2 protein-coding genes and 1 pseudogene are annotated in these 1,707 nt (G+C 44.5%); all 3 read right to left on the bottom strand.

The genetic code is table 11. The features are described from left to right. Positions 1–473: pseudogene (locus CHX27_RS02200) on the bottom strand (OmpA family protein); the annotation flags it as partial. A gap of 20 nt (positions 474–493) precedes the next feature. Beyond that, a complete protein-coding gene (locus CHX27_RS02195) occupies positions 494–1,414 on the bottom strand; it encodes a PorP/SprF family type IX secretion system membrane protein (protein WP_094485131.1) in 921 nt (306 codons plus the stop codon). A gap of 31 nt (positions 1,415–1,445) precedes the next feature. Then, on the bottom strand, positions 1,446–1,707 hold a 262-nt coding region (locus CHX27_RS02190; RefSeq protein WP_133063393.1), incomplete at its 5' end, for a T9SS type B sorting domain-containing protein.

Genomic DNA, 1,707 nt, shown 5'->3' with positions numbered 1-1,707 from the left:
CCGGCAAAGTCGGTCTTCTCACTGTTGATTTTAATGGTTTTTACATTAAAGGCCTTTTGTTTGTCTAGCAGTTTAGACAAGTAGTTGGGATTCGACTTAAAGTTGGCTGCACGCTGGTCGTTGGGTGCTTTCTGAGCAAAGACGGCCATTTGTTTGTTGGCCTCTTCGTACTTGCCGTTGGCTTTAAGCATTTGCGCGTACTTCCAATAGAATTCGGCATCTTGACTCTCTTTGGCTGCTAGTGCAAACCATTTCACGGCTTCGTTGCTGTTAAACACGTTGTAATAAGCCTCGGCTAGTTGGCGGTAAATGTAATTGTTGCCCTTTCCGTTATCTACCAATTTTTGGTACGCCTGAGCCGCTTCCACATACTCCAAGCGAGCAAACAATTTATCAGCGGCTGCTGTTGTTTTGTTTTGCGCATTAGACCACAGGCTGCAAAGCAAGGCTAACAAGATTATTGACTGTTTCATCTTTAGATTTTGCATAGAAATTAGAAATAACGTGGAGATCGGGATATTTTCTTGGGGAAGTTCAAATCAAACAACAAGATAATCTCGTGTGAGGAGGTTGTTGCTGTATTCAAATCCGAGATGATGTGATCGTAGGCATAACCGATACGCAAGTTCGGGTTGATGGCAAAGTTTACCATAGCCCCGATGCTCTCATCCATACGGTAAGACGCACCGAGTTCAAAACGCTCGTTGAACAAGAAGTTGGCGTTGGCATCAAAAGTCGTCGGTGAATTGAATGCTCCTTTAATCATGGTAAAGGGTTTAAACTTCAAATTCGGATTCAAATCAAAGACATATCCTCCGGTTAAGAAGAAGTGCTGGGTTTCGGTACCGTACTTCACTCCGTTAAAATCCAAGTGATTTGCCTTAAGGATGTTCGGCACCGAGAAGGCTACATAGTACTTGTTGGTGTAATAGAAAAAGCCCGAACCGATGTTCAAATACACGTTGTTGGTGTCTTCGCTAAAGGCATCGTCGGTAGGAACCGGAAGGGTTTGAGCAATATCGCTGAAGAGCCCAACCCGTTGAAAGGTAGCACCCGCTTTCAAACCCAAAGCCAAACGGTGTTCGCCACCCAAATTCAAGGTGTAGGAAAAGTCGGCATAGGCATTTTGTTCGTTAACCGGACCAATACGATCGGAGATCAACGACAAACCAATACCCACATTCTTCCCAGCAGGGGTACTGCCCGAGAAGGTAAACGTCTCGGGAGCACCATCTATATTGACCCACTGCTTGCGGTAGAGCAATCCAAAAGATAAATTCTCCTTGGAGCCCGCATAAGCCGGGTTGATTACGTTCATGTTATACATGTACTGCGTGTAGTGCGGGTCTTGCTGCGCCCAAAAATCAGGCACAAGTGCAAAAAGCATCAAAGCAGCTAAACAGAGTTTCTTCATCTTAATAGGTTTTATCAACTAGCAATTTTTATTATCGGTTCACGTAAATCCAGCCCGTAATCTCTTTCCCATCGTTGGTAGTAATCACGTAGAAGTACGTCGCATCAGTAAGCTCGTTTCCACTGCTGTCCTGACCAAACCACTCATTCACGTAATTGTTGCGGCTATAAACCTCCGTACCGTAACGATTGAAAATAACCAAACGACGAACATCATAAGCGCTCAAATCAAACGAATCGTTCTCACCATCGTTGTTCGGTGAAATACCACGTTGGATGATACAACCGATGTTG

This window comes from Flavobacterium aurantiibacter (assembly GCF_002251775.1).
GTDB lineage: Bacteria > Bacteroidota > Bacteroidia > Flavobacteriales > Flavobacteriaceae > Flavobacterium > Flavobacterium aurantiibacter.
Note: the sequence above shows the minus strand (reverse complement) of the source record. Positions and strands in the feature narration are given on the sequence as shown.

What these genes read in the sequence shown, in the direction of transcription:
- CHX27_RS02195 (WP_094485131.1), bottom strand. Translation starts at nt 1,414, where the DNA reads ATGAAGAAACTCTGTTTAGCTGCTTTGATGCTTTTTGCACTTGTGCCT.